We start from the raw sequence: 13,376 nt of genomic DNA on the forward strand, positions 1-13,376 counted from the left end.
GGGCAGCATGTGGCAGCAGAGTTTTGTTAACAATATGAGTTCGCCGGACGCTTACGATCTGTCTAAAATTTCGAGTGATAATATTTTAGATGTATCAAATGCTCAAAAGGCTGCTGAACATTTGCAAACTCCATTCACACGAAATGTAGCAGCAGCTCACCAAGAAGTATTGGTCTTTGGAGAAATACCGTCGGAAGCAATCATTGGGTTTTTATAGGTGAACAATATGTTGGAAGAAATAAAAGAAAAGATCATAAAAAACAGCTTTGTTGATGAAATTAGAACCAATATGGCGTTCAATGAAGATGCTTATATGGCATTAATATCGTCTTTGGATGAGTTATCTAATATATTGAAAGGCAGTGATTTCATTGATAAAAAGTTGGCGCTTTATTTATATACTATTCCACAAATGATACGAAATGCATATGTTAGTTTTGATGGAAAAGAAAATAAGCCTGAAATCGCATTCAGATTAGAAGATGCTTGGATTGAATTAGATGCGTTGGTCATTGACTGTTTAAGCTAATAAAAAGCCGGAAGCGATCCCCCAATCCTTCCGGCTTTATTGGTGATGCCTCCAATTAGTTGAACATGTATTTTTCAATAAAAGCGCCGATGACCTTTTCGTGGAGTTCGACAGAGCGCGAAAAACAAATTGTCTTGCGAGCCAGCCGTTTGATACGGGTACGCAATGTCAGGTTATTGCGCTCAATACGCTGAGTAAAAACCTTTCCTGTCAGATGTTTATCCTTCGGAATTTCTCTGCCGTAACTGCCCCAGTCATCACTGGTAAACATACCGACAGTAAAGGGAGCCAGTAACGCCAGTAGCTCCCGGCAGGTTTCATCGGTTCGCGGGCCAAATGTATAAGCCAGAACGCCGCCATTTTTTGTGTTATAGCCATACCATAACCAGTGTTGCCGGGCTTTATTGCCGACAAAGCTCCATTGTTCATCCAGTTCGCAGATGAGCGCTATATCGGCATGAGCAACCGGAGAGGTGGTTACCCGACGCGGCGAGAGTTTTTTAAAGCCCGAATGACAGTATTGATACCAATTTTCAGCGTTCTGGCGGTCTCACGGACACCTGCACCATTAAAGGCCATATCGACGATTTTGTCCTGTACGCCGGGCTTACGGGCTTCATAGATAAAAGGGTGATGATTCTAATTAGTTGAATCTGATCTATAAGAACTTAAAGGTTATCTGAACCGTATCATTCACAAGCCACGGTTGTTGGTGATTGACGAGATAGGCTACCTGCCATTTGGCAAAGAGGAGGCCAACTTATTCTTCCTGGTTGTCGCCAGACGCTACGAGTCTGGCAGTCTGATACTGACCAGTAATCTGCCCTTCACACAGTGATCGGGAACATTTGGGGATGATGAGATGCTGACAGCAGCAATGCTGGATCGTCTGCTGCATCACGCCCACATTGTTCAGATTAGCGGGCAAAGTTACCGGCTGAAGGACAAGTTAAAAAGTGGGCAATTGAAGAAGTCGGCAACCGCCGACGTTTCTGGCTGACCACTGACAGGGGGGGCAGTTTTACTTTGGCAGGGTGGGGCACTATTCGATCGGTATTGACAAAGTGAAACGATGTCTATGAATCACACAGCCACAGCCACAGCCACAGCCACAGCCACAGCCACAGCCACAGCCACAGCCACAGCCACAGCCACAGCCACAGCCACAGCCAGTCAGAGCAGCACCTGACAGCAGCGAAAAAAATGAGTATGATTAAATCATACTTAGCGGGGAGAACAGCCGATGCGTACCACACAACAGATGAGTATCACCTTACCCAATGAAATGGCCGCGCAGATAAAAGCCCGCGTGGCCAGCGGAGAATATGCCTCAGAAAGCGAAGTGATCCGTGAAGGTATCCGGGCGCTGACCGCCCGCGATCGGGCCGTGGAAAACTGGCTGCGGGAAGAAGTTGTCCCTGCGGCGGAAAAACTGAGGGCCAGTCCGGCCAGCGGCATCAGCAGTACGGAGTTGCGTGCAACCCTGGCGGCAATGCATAAGGAAAAATAGATCAGCATGGAGCATTATCAGGTCGTCTTCGCACCGGAAGCTGAAGTACAGGTCATGGCGTTGTGGCGTTACATCGCTGAGGCCGCAGGTGTCGCAACGGCAGCGTCCTATACCGATGGCATCGTCAGCTACTGTGAAAGCCTGAGCCTGTTCCCGCACAGGGGAAACGCCAGAGATGACCTGCTAACGGGGCTGAGAGTGACGAACTATCGTAAACGGACAACCATCGCGTTCATGGTGGAAGACGGCCAGGTCAGGGTGGTGGGGGTCTGGTACGGTGGGCGGGACTATGAGAGTAGCCTGATGCCGGATGAAACGGACTGAGCTTCATGTTGAACAGCAAAGTCAGCTCAGCCCTGTAAAGCGCAGGGAGAGGCTGTGCGGTCAGAGCGCGGCGTGTGCGGGGGTAAACGGCCACCCGGCCAGCCCTCAGTGGCGGCGTACTCTTCAGGTCAGCAAGAGCCTGTACACGAGATTGTGTAATTGCCTGATTTTCATCAAATGAAGGTTAATTTATGGACGAAAAACAATTGCAAGCGCTGGCTAACGAGCTGGCCAAAAATCTTAAAACCCCTGAGGCTCTTAACCAGTTCGACCGCCTGCTGAAGAAAATCAGCGTTGAGGCCGCCCTTAACGCTGAAATGACTCACCATCTTGGGTATGAGAAAATATAAGCCTGCCGTTGGGGCCAATGCCCGTAACGGTTATTCCACAAAAATGGTAATGACTGGTGATGGGCCTCTGGAACTGCGTACTCCACGCGATCGTGATGGTGCTTTCGAACCGCAACTGGTGAAAAAAAATCAGACGCGTATCACGCAGATAGATAGTCAGATTTTGTCCCTGTACGCCAAAGGCATGACGACCCGCGAAATCGTCGCCGCGTTCAGGGAAATGTACGATGCGGACGTGTCTCCCACGCTGATATCTAAAGTCACCGATGCGGTTAAAGAACAGGTAACAGAGTGGCAAAATTGACCGATGGAAGCATAATATGCCTGTTCCGCTTCAGCAGGTGGGATGTGACCCAGCCTTTCCAGCAGCCGGCGGTTGTCGTCGAGAATGAATGCCACGTAAGCAAAGCCCTGCCAGGTGCTGACATCAGTGAAGTCTGCCACCGGGAGGTTCAGCCACGAACTGCCTGTTTACCCGGTCATGGCGGCTTCAGCCTTACGGCTGAGCGTGGTGTGCACTTTTTTACCACGGCGAATGCCGTAAAGTCTCGCGGCTTTCATCAGCTGGGCTACCGTGTATCGGGCCACGTTGATATTCTCCCGGAGCAACTGACGCCAGACCTTACGGACGCCATACACACTGGGGTTTTCATCGTACACGCGCTGTATCTCCACCTTCAGAAGGTCGTCACGCCGTTCCCGCTGACAACATTTTTCCGGATGCCGGCGCAGTTGCTGTTGCCGGTACTAAGTTGACGGGGCGATATCCAGCTCATGGCATACCGGTCCGACCCCATGTTTATCGCGCAGGGTATCCACGAGGAGCGCTATTGTTTCCACAGGCGGTCGAACCCCGCAGCACGGGGCTCTGGATGATGGGGCGTTACAGTGGTTGGTGCGCGGTTTCTTTGGCTTGCCATACTGAGAAGAACGTCAGCAGCAACGCCAGGCAGATGTACAGCGAAACGGCCAGCGTGTTGCCGTATGCTTTATACAGCGAGGTAATAATCAAAGGGGCGAAGCCGCCACCGATGATGCCCGCCAGGGTATAAGCCAGCGCTGAGCCGGCATAGCGTACGCGTACCGGGAACTGCTCGGTGACAAACGCCGCCTGTGGGCCATACATCATGGCATGAATCAATAGTCCGCCAATCACCGCCAGGCAAATAAGCAGTGGCTGGCTGCTGTTCAGCAGGCTAAAAAAGACGAACGCCCAGATCATAGCCAGCACCGCGCCGGTCAGGTAAACCGGACGCCGACCCAAGCGGTCAGATAACGCGCCGAACATCGGTACGGTCAGCGCATTCCCCACCGCGCCCAGCATGGTGGCGGCTAACGCCAGTGGGCGCGGCAGGTGCAGTACGGTGGTGACATAGGTTAGCGTAAATACCACGACCAGCGCATACAGCACATCGGAGCCAATACGCGAACCACCGGCAATCAGCAGTGCTCGCGGGTGCTGCGTGAACACCTCTTTAAGCGGCGTGTGGGTAGTGTTTTGGTTCTGTTCTAACTGAAGAAAAGCCGGCGTTTCTCCCACGCCACGCCGTACCCACAATCCAAAAAAGACCAGTAACAGACTGATCAGAAATGGAATGCGCCATCCCCACAGTTGAAAACTGTCTGCGGAGAGCAGCACGGTTATCAGCGTGATAACGCCGGTGCCGATAATGGTGCCACAGGAAGGACCGACCTGGGCGAAAGACGCGTTTCTCCCACGTTGATTATCTTTGCCGTGTTCCATTGACAGCAGGACTGCGCCAGCCCATTCGCCGCCGAGCGCGATGCCCTGAATGAAGCGTAGCGCGACCAGCAGTATCGGGCTCCAAATCCCCCAACTGGCGTAACCTGGCAGGATGCCCATCAGCGCCGTGGTCAGGCCCATAATTACCAGCGTGGCCACCAGCACAAAGCGTCGTCCCAGCACATCGCCTAAATGACCAAAAAACATCCCGCCAATCGGCCTTGAGACATAACCTACCGCATAGGTTGAGAACGCCAGGATAGTGCCCACCAGCGGATCAAACGAAGGGAAGAACACATGGTTAAAAATCAGCGCGGCCATAATGTTATAGACGGTGAAGTCATACCATTCCAGCGCGGTACCGATTGAGCTGGCGGCAGCCAGACGAACGGTATGCGGCTTTTGCGAACGTTCGTGCAGCGCGGTTGCTTCAGTATTCGACAGGCTCATACGCCGAGCTCCTGGGCAGTTAACTGCCAACTGAGTTGATAGAAATGGACCTGCCCCAGGGATAATAACTGACCGGCATCGGTAATCAACTGTCGGCAGTACGCTTCACTACTGGCCTCCAACAGCCAGATCGACTGTATGGGTGCATTTTGACGATGTTCTTTCGGTAACGGTGTACTGAGCGCAATATCTGGCGTCAGCAGGCTGGAACTGACAAATCCGTCCCGCTGCGCCAACACCTTGCCAGCCTGTTGGGCCTGTTTGACCGAAGGGGCGGTTTCCGGCTGGCATACCGCCAGATAGCTGCCACTGCCTTTACCCACCCGCGCCTGGATGGCGCAGACACGTCGCATGGGATCAATCATGCGGTTAAGATTTTGTACCGACCAGGCGGTTTGGCGGGTAAACGCCGCGTGATAAGCCGCTGAGGTGAAACTTTCCAGTGAGCGTGTTTTATACAATCCGAGGTATTTTTTCCCTTCTCCCAGCGCCTGGTAGCGTGTTCCGGTGAGGAAGCCGTCAATTGCCACGCGTTCTTCCACATGTTCGCGGTCGTACCAGCGGTTAAAATCAACCTCATGTTCGGCAGCAATATCTGTCGCGACAAACAATATGCCATGGGTTAACTGCGTCATTATGCTTCTCCAGAATCAGGTGAACGGGGGGTTAGCAGGCAATGCTCAACAGCCAGTGCCCAACTGATCAGCGCGTTGTCGTGTAAGGCCGGTGCGGCCAACATCAGCCCTACCGGTGCCTGAGCCGGTGGCTGGCAGGGTAAAGAGACGGCGCAGCCGTCAAGGAAATTGATGATTGACGTGTTGCGTAACATCGCGCTATTGACGGCAAAATAGCGCTCAGTATCCGCTTCCAGTTCGGCGATAGTCGGTGCAATCAGCGGAACGGTCGGCATCAGCATGGCGTCATAGCCGTTCATCCACTGTACGACCCGCTGTTGCCAGTCTTGCCGCTGTTCGCGCAGACGAATGGCGTCGGCGTCGGTCAGTGCTTCACCGCGTTGTATGCGTGAGAGTACTCGGGGGTCATATTTTTCCGCATGATGGGCGATTAAGTTCCGGTGCCATTGCCATGATTCCAGCGCGGTAAAACCGCCGGAAACATTGATCTCCGCCAGTTCGCGAAACTCACTGATGGGCCGTTCGCTGATCATCGCACCGGCCGATCTCAGGCGTTCCAGTGTTTGCGCAAATGCGGTGGCGACGGCGGGATCCAAACTATCCAACACCACGGTTTGCGGTACGATAAATCGAGCGCGGGAGAGTCTTTTTTCTGTGGGGTGCAAAGGGGCGTCGGCAATGACTGTATCCAGCGCCAGACAGCTTGCCAGGTCATGCGCGATGACGCCGACTGAGTCCAGCGAAGGAGACAACGGCAACACGCCAGCCAGGGAAATACGGCTGGCCGTTGGCTTGTATCCAGTCAGACCGCACAGCGCGGCAGGGATCCTGATGGAACCGCCGGTATCGCTGCCTACCGCTGCCAGCGCCATGCCATCACTGACGGAAACAGCGGCTCCGCAAGAGGAGCCCCCAGGGATCCGGCGTGAAACGCGATCCCAGGGATTAGCGGGGGTACCGTAATGGGGATTAATGCCAAGACCAGAAAAGGCAAATTCGGTCATGGCTGTTTTCCCCATAATAATGGCCCCCGCCGCGCGCAGACGCTTGACGACGGCCGCATCCTCCTGGGCGGGGGGCGCATCCTGCCGCGCCAGGGAACCTGCCAGCGTGGTTTCGCCGGCGACGTCAAAGAGGTCTTTAATCGAGACGGGGATGCCGTCCAGTGCGGATAAGGGCGCGCCATTCGCACGGCGAAGGTCTGCTGCAACCGCCTGTTCGCGCAGAGAGTGTGGGGCTATCTGGCGAAAGACCCGTTTGCCTTCGCCCTCCGTGCGCAAACTATTTTCCAGTGCCTGCTCTGTCAGTTGCCGGGCGGTGAGCGTTCCTTCCGCCAGTAGAGAGCGGGCATTCGCTAACGTTAATGTTTTCATCTGCCGCTCCTCAGGCAACAACCGGCAAAAGGGGGGTGTGATACTGATGGCGGATGGTGCGACCCAGCACCTCGTCGATTAATTCCATGCGAAAGTCCACCGCTGGACGGATGCCGCCAATCGCCGCCAGGGTGCCGCAGGTCATGGCCATCCCGTTGTTGGTGGTGGCTAATGGGCCAGCCGTATCACGATAGCGTGCCAGCAGGTCATCCGGCGTTCTCAGGCTGGCCAGCAGTCCGTCCTGATACAGGCGCCATTCTCCTGCTTCATGGATCCAGGCACGCAACCGCAGTTGATCCCAGTGCGCGCGAATACTGCTGAGTGACCAGGCTTCACTGGCGACGGGTTTGATACAAACCTGCTTTGACATCGCCACACTCACTGTTTCTAACTGGCGGTCGGTATGGTCCGAGGCCAGCGAAACATACAGTTCGTCTTCATAGCTAAAGATGAAGGGTTCGGCTTCACCTGAGGTATTTTCTCCCAGCACTTCCAGCGTTTTTTGTTGGCTCAACTGGTTCGCTGCCACCCGGTAAAACAGCGGAAATGCACCAGGAGGAGGCACGCCAAGCGCTTCAAGCTCCCTGATATGGTGCAGGATCGCCTGTTCGTCCCTGCCGGTCCATCCAGCTATAACAAGATGATTAATATCGACATTAATTTCTTTTTTATGGTTATCCGACACGCTAAATGACAGATTCATGCGTTACTCTCCCAGAGTTGAAATTAGAGTGAAATTTCACACTGATTTCAATAAAGCGATTTCTGTGCCATGTTTTTGTGTAGAATGTTGGGCAGGTTATTGTTGTTGGAGAATTGCGTGTCTGCTGAACAGCTGCAATCGAGCGAGGAAGGGCAAAAAGATCGCGTTCTGTCCCTGAATGAACTGGCATACCAGCGCTTTAAACAGGCGCTAATCACTCTGGCTTATCGTCCTGGTGATTATCTGAATACCGCTCAGATTATGGCGGATTTGGCATTGGGCCGTACTCCGATTAATCAAGCCATTCACCGTCTGGCTGGCGAGGGATTACTTCAGGTCATTCCGCGTAAGGGCGTGATGGTGTCTCCGCTGTCAATCGATGATGCGCTGGAGCTTGTTGAAGTCCGGCTGGCGAATGAATCGCTCTGTGTCCGGCTGGCCTGTCACCGCATCACCGATGCCGATATTGCTGAGTTGCGGGCGCTGAATGAGCGCATTGCCATCGCCAGTGAGGATCATGATCGCTATGGGCTGCTGTTGCTGGATCAACAGTTTCATCAGCGGCTGGCGACCATCGCGGGAAATAGCCGGTTGGAAGATATTCTGAGCGTGATTAACGCCCAGGCGCAGCGTTTTTGGGCTACCACGCTCTCGCGTGAGAGCCATATCCATGAGGTCATTGCTGAACATAATGCCATTATCGACGGTCTGGTGGCTCGCGATGTCGGGGCGGCTGAAACCGCGGTTCGCGCGCATATCCTCTCGTTCAGAGGTGCTCTGCTGGCGTGATGGTTGCCGCTGACCCCGGAGGCGGGGGGCGGATATTACCCTTTGTTGACCGAAGCCTGAATAGTTTCCAGAGTATGCTGCAAGTGCTTCCTGACGATTTTTTCGACGCGGTTCGCGTCTTTTTGCCGGTAGCCTTCCAGTATATTGAAGTGGTCATTATTGTCGGTCAGCAGGATCTTTGGGTGGACAAAAATGGAGAGCGACACATAGGGTTCCGCCACCACCAGTAAATTCTTGACCATCTCAAAGAGCCGGGTGTGTGATTCGCTCACCATCAGTTGCAGGTGGAAATCGCGATTCAGCGATGACCACTGGTGAGGGGCCGTCGCGGCACACATCTCGTCATGGATTTTACCTGCCAGCACCAGTGATTCGGTTTTCATCGACCCCACGGCTTTTTTCGCCAGCAGCGGTTCCAGAATGATACGCAGTTCGTAGATCTCCGTGACATCATCAATGGTCAGCCCCCTGACCACCACGCCTTTGTTTGCATCGATGGAGATCAAACCTTCTGAACGCAACCCACGAAAAGCCTCACGCACTGGGGTCGTGCTGATATCAAAACGCTTCGCCACTTCATCCTGGCGAAGCCGGTCGCCAGGGCGGTATTTGCCAGAGAGAATATCATTGCGCAAAAGCGTGAGAACACGCTGTTCTAACGTCTTAAAGACATTTTGCATATGCGGATAGCTCACATTGTGTCAGTTGGATGGCTGTCATCAACGCACAACCGCATTTCCAGCGCTGAGCAGCGCAGGCAGCCATAACGAATGGCTATTATATCGGCTGTTTCAGGCATTATATAGGTGATATCCGACCTAATTCCCCGTCGCTGAGCGGCGATGAATGCCCACGACGGGGTGCCAGATTACATTTTGTCTGACGGAAGCGCAGGGGCAGCCAGGGTGGGCAATATTGTGCTAACCCATTGTGCTGTATTGAGAAGTGCTAAATCATCATGACTGCGACCGATTAACTGCAGGCCATAAGGAAGGAAATCATCTGAAAAACCGGAGGGAACACTGACCGCGGGTAAACCCAGCAAGGTTGCCGGCATACAGAATGAGGCATCGCCCGTTTTTTCCAGCCCTTTCAGAGCGGTGGTGGGGGAGGTGATAGTGGCGATGGCATCCACGCCCTGCAAGGCAATATCCCGTTCAGCGCGTAGGTCAGTTAGCTGATTAAGAGCAGCCTCATGCTGCTGAGCGCTGATGGTTTTACCGAACGCAATGAGTTCGCGAAGATAAGGCCCCACGAGGTTTTCACGTCCAGCGATCCCCTCACTGATCGCCATGTATGCTTCCCGGGCCAAAATTTTGCTGATCAAGGCACTGAACGTCAGGATATCGTGACCGAGGTCCACCGGCACACATTCAACCCCCTGGGCTGCAAGTCGGCGTATTACACCATCAAAATTTTGTTGTACGTCAGATTGTACGTAGGGCCACTGAGACGAGCGATAAATGCCCAGTCGGCGAGGTTTGATTCCTGGTGCGAATTGCCCGGGGGACGACGGCGCACTAATGGCTCCGTCAGAGACGATATGGGCGAAGCAAACTGCCGCCCAATACAGGTCAGAGACAATAAATCCCAGGTGATCCAGCGACCCGGCTAACTCGTGCACGCCTTCGGTTGGGATAAGGCCAAAAGTCGGTTTGTAACCGTAAACGCCGCAATAAGAGGCGGGGCGGATCACCGATCCGACGGTCTGCGTTCCCAGCGCAATATCAACGATACCCGCACTCACCGCGGCGGCGGAACCGCTGGACGAACCCCCGGGAGTGTGAGCTGTATTCCAGGGATTGACCGTCGGCCCTGCATCACGCCAGGCAAATTCTGTGGTCACGGTCTTACCAAAAATAATGGCGCCGGCTTCTTTCAGTTTTGTGACAATCCAGGCGTCTTTCTCGGGCTGATTATCCTGAAAAACCGCTGAGCCATAAGTGGTCGGCATATCTGCGGTATCAATTAAATCCTTGACGGCGATGGGGATGCCCGTCAGCGGCCCGCAGACAGCGGCGGTGATTTGCGACGCATAGTCTGCAGGCCGAAAAGTAAAGCAATGCAAGGTATTATCGAGCCGGTCCGCGGCGGCGATAGCCGTATGTAATCTGGTGTTTGTTTCAATGTTTGAGTTGTGCATCATATCATCCGTTATCCGCAGAACAATCGGGTATGAGTGTTATGGTCAGTTTGGTTTACGGGCATCTTCTTTGTTATCAATGCCAATAATCAGAAATGTCCGGCCTTTTCCGCAAAGTCGTTATCCACTGAGTTTTCCCACGTCACTTCTCCGGGTTTAATATTGCCAACGGATATTTGCACATCCAGCCCTTGCTGGAAGGCTTGTCTGGAGATGACCGGGGCGGCTGGATAGATTTTTTGGTCAAGCATACGTTTAATGGCGGAATGCACGACGTTCTTATCCAGAGAGGTGAATTCGGTCTCGGCCACGCGATAGGCAATATCGGGCGACTTCTGCATGAGCGATTCGGCTTCGGCAATCGCGCTGACGAACTTTTGCACCATTTCTGGGCGTTTTTCCGCCGTAGATTTCAGCGTATCAATCGTCGAGAAAGCAAAAACGCCATTATATTGTTTGGCGAAGTCGTAAACGATTTTATAACCATTGGATAAGGCCTGTTCAGCCTGTGGCTGATAGAGTGTGGCAATATCGGCGCGATGTGCGGCGACGGGGGATATCTCGGTACCGATGGCTACCGTATCGACTTTAACGCCAGTAATCCCTTTTTCCTTCACCAGATTTTGCATCAGATAAGTACTGGTAGAAGGGGGAATGGCTGTCGAGATGGTCTTATCTTTTGCATCGTTAAGGGTGTTTATGGGGGAATCTTTTGGCGCGACCATCCACACCGGTACGCCGGATACCACCATCGCCACATTAACCAGAGAAGCCCCTTTGATATTTGCCAGTACCGCGGTCATCGGATCCTGTAAAGAGAAATCTGCATGACCGCCAATGACGGCGGCAACCCCCTGGGCGCCGCCCCCTGCGGTGACTTTTTTGACCTCCAGTCCGCGTTTGGCGAAAAGACCTTCATCCATTGCGATATATAGAGGCAGATACTGAATAGACTGAAATGCCTGGAAGATGACGACCTGTTCTTTTGCTTCAGCAGACTGGGCGATACCACTCAGACTGGCAGTAACAAACAGTGAGGCAAATGCATTACGGAGATACTTCATGGTGCGCTTTTCCATGTCACGATCCTCTCTTCAATTAGTTGGACAACCCAGGTAAGAGCCGCGGCCATCAGCGTCAAAATAATGACGCCAAGCCACACGGTATTGAGGTCGAACAGTGACCCGGCGACAAACACCGCGTGTCCCAGTCCGTTTTCTGAAGCGATAAACTCCCCCACCACGGCACCAATCAGCGCAAAGCCGATATTGATGCGAAAAATAGAGAAGATCCAGGGGACGGCGGCGGGGAGGATGAGCTTGCTAAAGATCATCGATTTTTTCGCTTTAAAAGAGCGAAAAAGATTAAGTAAATCTTTATCCACTTCCTCCGCTGCGGCACAGGACGAAATAATGGCGACCGCGAATGTTGAAATACCGGCCAGCCAGACCTTAGAAATCATTCCGGAACCAAACCAGATAATAATCAGTGGCCCAAGCGCAATTTTGGGGATGCTGTTAAGCAGAATGGAGAATTGTTTAACGATGTCAGAAAGTCGTGGATAGAACCACAACACCAGCCCCAGTACGATCCCCAGCACGCTACCGGCGACCAGCCCGAGGACGGTTTCAATAAACGTGACCCAGGTGTCATCAAGTAGCTGCCCCTGGGTCACCCCGATAACTGCCGAGTGAAAGATTCCAACCGGTGAGCCTAATAGCTGCCCGTTAATTAACCCGACCTGCGTGGCCAGTTCCCACAACGCAATCAGTACCAGGAGAATGAGGGTGACAATAGCAGTGGCGCCATTATTCTTTCTTTTCATGGGAGGGGATTACCTGTGCTGTTAGTCGTATGCGCCACGTCATTGTCACGAAGCGCACGCCAGATTCGCTGGTGATAAAATGGAAACTCCGCTGCGCCTCGTGCGGTTATGGCATCCCGCTTACCTTCGTCTCCCGGCACATTGAGGACGATATGTTCTTCGAGAATAATATTGGCCGGTCGCCCTCCCAGAACCACAATACGATCGCTCATGGCGATGGCTTCATCGATGTCATGGGTCACTAAAATGACGCTGGTTCCTTCCGTCTGGGTCAGGTGCAGCACATCATTTTCCAGCATCAGGCGTGTTTCGTAATCCAGCGCCGAAAAAGGTTCATCCAGCAGTACTATCGTTGGGTCGGCCAGTAATGTGCGGCAAAGAGCGACGCGTTGTTTCATCCCTCCTGATAAGGCATGGGGATATGTATTGGCGACGGATTCTAGGCCGTATCGGGCTAACATGGCCATTGCCCGTGTACGATCGGCCTGCGTTACCGTGCGCTGGAGTTCAATCCCCAGTACGGCATTTTCCAAAATGGTGCGCCAGGGAAGGAGTAAATCTTTTTGCAGCATGTAAGCGATACGGCCCTCGCTGCCATCGTCACGTAGCGCGAGTTCAATTTTTCCCGCACTGGGTTTAAGCAGCCCTGAAATCAGATTGAAAAGCGTACTTTTTCCTGCACCACTCCTGCCGACAATCGCGACAATTTCTGCTTTACCGACACTAAATTTGAGATTCTGAAAGATGCGGATCTCTTCATCATTGTTTTTGATGAAGGAGTGATTGAGATTCCTGACGTCAAGCCGATTTTCCATCAAATTATCCTTCTGCCGCAGATAGGTTAGGGTCATTAAGGAACATCAATTCTGGATTATGCATAATGCATAATTATTAAGAGCAAAGAATATGCCATAGCGTGTTTTCAGGTGAGTGCGGGAGCTGAATGTGACTGTATCACCATGATAATAAGTATTATTTTTTATGGTTCGCCTGTGGGGGAT

Annotated in this window: 14 protein-coding genes, 4 pseudogenes and 1 other annotated feature; of the genes and pseudogenes, 7 read left to right on the forward strand and 11 right to left on the reverse strand. The window is 52.8% G+C overall.

The features are described from left to right. The coding region (locus EH228_RS20270) for a hypothetical protein (RefSeq protein WP_193323377.1) at window positions 1–217 on the forward strand (217 nt) is incomplete at its 5' end. A 9-nt stretch (window positions 218–226) separates the two neighbouring features. Beyond that, window positions 227–529 carry a hypothetical protein gene (locus tag EH228_RS17425; RefSeq protein WP_152322891.1) on the forward strand — a complete coding sequence of 101 codons (303 nt, stop codon included), beginning with the start codon at window positions 227–229 and terminating at the stop codon, window positions 527–529. Between the two features lie 55 nt (window positions 530–584). On the opposite strand, the pseudogene EH228_RS17430 reads toward EH228_RS17425, so the two are convergent. Next, window positions 585–1,156, reverse strand: a pseudogene (locus EH228_RS17430) (IS1 family transposase); the annotation flags it as partial. A gap of 40 nt (window positions 1,157–1,196) precedes the next feature. On the opposite strand from EH228_RS17430, the pseudogene EH228_RS17435 reads away from it, so the two are divergent. The 4 genes and pseudogenes from EH228_RS17435 to EH228_RS17450 all read left to right on the forward strand — a co-directional run. Beyond that, window positions 1,197–1,529, forward strand: a pseudogene (locus EH228_RS17435) (ATP-binding protein); the annotation flags it as partial. 243 nt (window positions 1,530–1,772) lie between these two features. After that, the gene (locus tag EH228_RS17440) at window positions 1,773–2,039 is read left to right on the forward strand and encodes a type II toxin-antitoxin system ParD family antitoxin (RefSeq protein WP_152322892.1); all 267 of its coding nucleotides are present in this window, start codon (window positions 1,773–1,775) and stop codon (window positions 2,037–2,039) included. Between the two features lie 6 nt (window positions 2,040–2,045). After that, complete coding sequence (locus EH228_RS17445; protein ID WP_152322893.1) at window positions 2,046–2,363, forward strand: type II toxin-antitoxin system RelE/ParE family toxin; 318 nt, start codon at window positions 2,046–2,048, stop codon at window positions 2,361–2,363. A gap of 191 nt (window positions 2,364–2,554) precedes the next feature. Then, window positions 2,555–3,014 (forward strand): annotated as a pseudogene (locus EH228_RS17450) (transposase); the annotation flags it as partial. Window positions 3,015–3,045: 31 nt separating this feature from the next. Here the strand turns inward: EH228_RS17450 and EH228_RS17455 are convergent. From EH228_RS17455 to EH228_RS17475, 5 genes and pseudogenes are all read right to left on the reverse strand, one after another. Continuing rightward, a pseudogene (locus tag EH228_RS17455) lies at window positions 3,046–3,570 on the reverse strand (IS3 family transposase); the annotation flags it as partial. After that, window positions 3,470–3,574, reverse strand: a sequence feature (AL1L pseudoknot). Its footprint overlaps the pseudogene before it by 101 nt. 22 nt (window positions 3,575–3,596) lie before the next feature. After that, a complete protein-coding gene (locus EH228_RS17460) occupies window positions 3,597–4,907 on the reverse strand; it encodes an MFS transporter (RefSeq protein ID WP_152322894.1) in 1,311 nt (436 codons plus the stop codon). Beyond that, window positions 4,904–5,542, reverse strand: a complete 639-nt coding sequence (locus EH228_RS17465) for a DUF4286 family protein (protein ID WP_152322895.1) — start codon at window positions 5,540–5,542, stop codon at window positions 4,904–4,906. Before EH228_RS17465 ends, EH228_RS17460 begins: the two co-directional genes overlap by 4 nt. Further along, window positions 5,542–6,915: an amidase gene (locus EH228_RS17470; protein ID WP_152322896.1), complete on the reverse strand. Its 1,374-nt coding sequence runs from the start codon at window positions 6,913–6,915 to the stop codon at window positions 5,542–5,544. Before EH228_RS17470 ends, EH228_RS17465 begins: the two co-directional genes overlap by 1 nt. A gap of 10 nt (window positions 6,916–6,925) precedes the next feature. Then, on the reverse strand, window positions 6,926–7,618 hold the full coding sequence (locus tag EH228_RS17475; RefSeq protein ID WP_152322897.1) for a DUF2848 domain-containing protein: 693 nt from the start codon (window positions 7,616–7,618) through the stop codon (window positions 6,926–6,928). Between the two features lie 117 nt (window positions 7,619–7,735). Between EH228_RS17475 and EH228_RS17480 the strand changes: the two genes are divergently transcribed. Then, window positions 7,736–8,407: a GntR family transcriptional regulator gene (locus EH228_RS17480; RefSeq protein ID WP_240116322.1), complete on the forward strand. Its 672-nt coding sequence runs from the start codon at window positions 7,736–7,738 to the stop codon at window positions 8,405–8,407. Window positions 8,408–8,442: 35 nt separating this feature from the next. Here the strand turns inward: EH228_RS17480 and EH228_RS17485 are convergent, their stop codons facing one another. From EH228_RS17485 to EH228_RS17505, 5 genes are all read right to left on the reverse strand, one after another. After that, window positions 8,443–9,087: a GntR family transcriptional regulator gene (locus tag EH228_RS17485; RefSeq protein ID WP_152322899.1), complete on the reverse strand. Its 645-nt coding sequence runs from the start codon at window positions 9,085–9,087 to the stop codon at window positions 8,443–8,445. A 188-nt stretch (window positions 9,088–9,275) separates the two neighbouring features. Further along, complete coding sequence (locus EH228_RS17490; protein ID WP_152322900.1) at window positions 9,276–10,553, reverse strand: amidase; 1,278 nt, start codon at window positions 10,551–10,553, stop codon at window positions 9,276–9,278. An 86-nt stretch (window positions 10,554–10,639) separates the two neighbouring features. After that, a complete protein-coding gene (locus tag EH228_RS17495; protein WP_152322901.1) occupies window positions 10,640–11,629 on the reverse strand; it encodes an ABC transporter substrate-binding protein in 990 nt (329 codons plus the stop codon). After that, window positions 11,611–12,375: an ABC transporter permease gene (locus EH228_RS17500; RefSeq protein WP_152322902.1), complete on the reverse strand. Its 765-nt coding sequence runs from the start codon at window positions 12,373–12,375 to the stop codon at window positions 11,611–11,613. Before EH228_RS17500 ends, EH228_RS17495 begins: the two co-directional genes overlap by 19 nt. Continuing rightward, entirely contained in the window at window positions 12,372–13,190 is an 819-nt protein-coding gene (locus EH228_RS17505; RefSeq protein ID WP_152322903.1) for an ABC transporter ATP-binding protein, read from the reverse strand. The genes EH228_RS17500 and EH228_RS17505 overlap by 4 nt, the downstream gene beginning before the upstream one ends. Window positions 13,191–13,376 lie beyond the last annotated feature (186 nt).

It is taken from the genome of Erwinia endophytica (genome assembly GCF_009295515.1).
Classification (GTDB): domain Bacteria; phylum Pseudomonadota; class Gammaproteobacteria; order Enterobacterales; family Enterobacteriaceae; genus Erwinia; species Erwinia endophytica.

Excerpts from the sequence above, each read along its gene's own strand:
- EH228_RS17425 (WP_152322891.1), top strand. The coding sequence starts at position 227 with ATGTTGGAAGAAATAAAAGAAAAGATCATAAAAAACAGCTTTGTTGAT.
- EH228_RS17440 (WP_152322892.1), top strand. The coding sequence starts at position 1,773 with ATGCGTACCACACAACAGATGAGTATCACCTTACCCAATGAAATGGCC.
- EH228_RS17445 (WP_152322893.1), top strand. The coding sequence starts at position 2,046 with ATGGAGCATTATCAGGTCGTCTTCGCACCGGAAGCTGAAGTACAGGTC.
- EH228_RS17460 (WP_152322894.1), bottom strand. The coding sequence starts at position 4,907 with ATGAGCCTGTCGAATACTGAAGCAACCGCGCTGCACGAACGTTCGCAA.
- EH228_RS17465 (WP_152322895.1), bottom strand. The coding sequence starts at position 5,542 with ATGACGCAGTTAACCCATGGCATATTGTTTGTCGCGACAGATATTGCT.
- EH228_RS17470 (WP_152322896.1), bottom strand. The coding sequence starts at position 6,915 with ATGAAAACATTAACGTTAGCGAATGCCCGCTCTCTACTGGCGGAAGGA.
- EH228_RS17475 (WP_152322897.1), bottom strand. The coding sequence starts at position 7,618 with ATGAATCTGTCATTTAGCGTGTCGGATAACCATAAAAAAGAAATTAAT.
- EH228_RS17485 (WP_152322899.1), bottom strand. The coding sequence starts at position 9,087 with ATGCAAAATGTCTTTAAGACGTTAGAACAGCGTGTTCTCACGCTTTTG.
- EH228_RS17490 (WP_152322900.1), bottom strand. The coding sequence starts at position 10,553 with ATGATGCACAACTCAAACATTGAAACAAACACCAGATTACATACGGCT.
- EH228_RS17495 (WP_152322901.1), bottom strand. The coding sequence starts at position 11,629 with ATGGAAAAGCGCACCATGAAGTATCTCCGTAATGCATTTGCCTCACTG.
- EH228_RS17500 (WP_152322902.1), bottom strand. The coding sequence starts at position 12,375 with ATGAAAAGAAAGAATAATGGCGCCACTGCTATTGTCACCCTCATTCTC.
- EH228_RS17505 (WP_152322903.1), bottom strand. The coding sequence starts at position 13,190 with ATGGAAAATCGGCTTGACGTCAGGAATCTCAATCACTCCTTCATCAAA.